The 1,639-nt window shown below is 76.2% G+C and carries 2 protein-coding genes and 1 pseudogene; 2 read left to right on the forward strand and 1 reads right to left on the reverse strand.

From position 1 onward, the window contains the following. Together ABZW03_RS40665 and ABZW03_RS40670 are read left to right on the forward strand one after the other, a co-directional pair. A pseudogene (locus ABZW03_RS40665) lies at positions 1-289 on the forward strand (hypothetical protein); the annotation flags it as partial. Next, complete coding sequence (locus ABZW03_RS40670) at positions 280-1,137, forward strand: class II fructose-bisphosphate aldolase (protein ID WP_355269884.1); 858 nt, start codon at positions 280-282, stop codon at positions 1,135-1,137. The pseudogene ABZW03_RS40665 and the gene ABZW03_RS40670, both read left to right, overlap by 10 nt. Before the next feature lie 121 nt (positions 1,138-1,258). On the opposite strand, the gene ABZW03_RS40675 is transcribed toward ABZW03_RS40670, so the two are convergent. Further along, a partial coding sequence (locus tag ABZW03_RS40675; protein ID WP_355269886.1) for an amidohydrolase family protein occupies positions 1,259-1,639 on the reverse strand: 381 nt, incomplete at its 5' end.

Consider the following 1,639-nt stretch of genomic DNA (forward strand, 5'->3'; position numbering starts at 1 on the left):
GGACGGCTGGCGGGAGGCCGGGAACAGCCAGTCGCTGCTGTCGATGTACGAGCACGACCGGCTGGTGCCGCTGGTCGACACCTTCGGCCTGACCGCCGGCCTGCCGTGGCCCGAGCGGCTGCGCCGGGCCGTGGCGCTGTCCGCCGCCACCGTGCTGGCCCCGCAGGCCGGGCGCTTCGACGCGGAGGCCCACCGGCGCCTGCTCGGCCTCGTCCGGATCGAGGAGCTCGACCGGACACAGACGCAACCCGCAGACCGGACGCACCCTCAAGGAGAGTCATGCCGCTAGTCGGAACCGGGGAGATCGTCGCGCCCGCCGCCCGTGGCGGCCACGGCGTCGGCGCGTTCAACGTCATCCAGCTGGAACACGCCGAGGCGATCGTCGCCGGGGCCGAGGCCGCGGGCACGCCGGTGATCCTGCAGATCAGCGAGAACGCTGTCGGCTACCACGGGGGACTCGCGCCCATCGGCGGCGCGGCGCTCGCGGTGGCGCGGGCGGCGTCGGTCCCGGTGGCCGTCCACCTGGACCACGCCACCGGGCGGGCCCTGGTGGAGGAGGCCGTCCGGCTCGGCTTCGGCTCGGTGATGTTCGACGCCTCGGTGCTGCCGTACGAGGAGAACCTGCGGGCCACGGCCGAGGTGGCGCGGCTGTGCCACGCCTCGGGCGTCTGGGTGGAGGCCGAGCTGGGGGAGGTCGGCGGGAAGGACGGCGTGCACGCGCCGGGCGCCCGGACCGACCCGGCCGAGGCGGCCGGGTTCACCGCCCGCACCGGCGTGGACGCGCTGGCCGTCGCCGTCGGCACCTCGCACGCCATGCTCACCCGTACGGCGAGCCCGGACCTCGGCCTGATCGCCGCCCTGCGCGCGGCCGTGCCGGTGCCGCTGGTGCTGCACGGCTCCTCGGGGGCGTCGGACGAGGCCCTGGCGGCGGCGGTCGCGCACGGCATGACGAAGGTCAACATCGCCACCCACCTCAACAAGGCGTTCACCGCGGCGGTCCGCGGCCGCCTCGCGCAGGACGCGGCCCTGGTCGACACCCGGGTCTACCTGGGGGCCGGCCGGGAGGCGGTGGCCCGCGAGGTGACGCACCTGCTCGGGGTGCTGTCCGCACCGCGTCCGGCGGTCGCCGCCTCCTGAGGCCGGACACGCCGCGGCCGCCCGTCCCCGCCGGGGGGAGGGGCGGCCGTCGGCGTCGCTCGGGCGGGTCCGCGCTCGGGCGGGTCCGCGCTCAGGTGGTCCGCGCTCAGGTGGTCCGTGCTCAGGCGGGTTTGACGGTGGAGAAGGTCTCGCCGCCGAGCACCCAGCGGCCGCGGCGCATCACGGCGACCAGGTCGTGGCTCTGCGAGTCGAGCACGACCAGGTCGGCGAGCTTGCCGGCCTCCAGGGAGCCGATCGAGTCGCTCAGGCCGAGCAGCCGGGCCGGGGTGGCGGACAGCGACTCCACCGCCTGGCCGAGCGTCATCCTCCCGACCGTGAGCGCCCGTCGGAACACCCGGTCGAGGGTCAGCGTGGACCCCGCGATGGAGCTGCCGTCCGGGAGCATCGCCACGCCGTCCTTGACCTCGACCTGGAGCGGGCCGAGGGGGTAGAGGCCGTCGCCCATGCCGGCCGCGCCCATGGCGTCGGTGATCAGGGCGAC

Origin of the sequence: Kitasatospora sp. NPDC004799 (assembly GCF_040609095.1) — a bacterium.
Taxonomy (GTDB): domain Bacteria; phylum Actinomycetota; class Actinomycetes; order Streptomycetales; family Streptomycetaceae; genus Kitasatospora.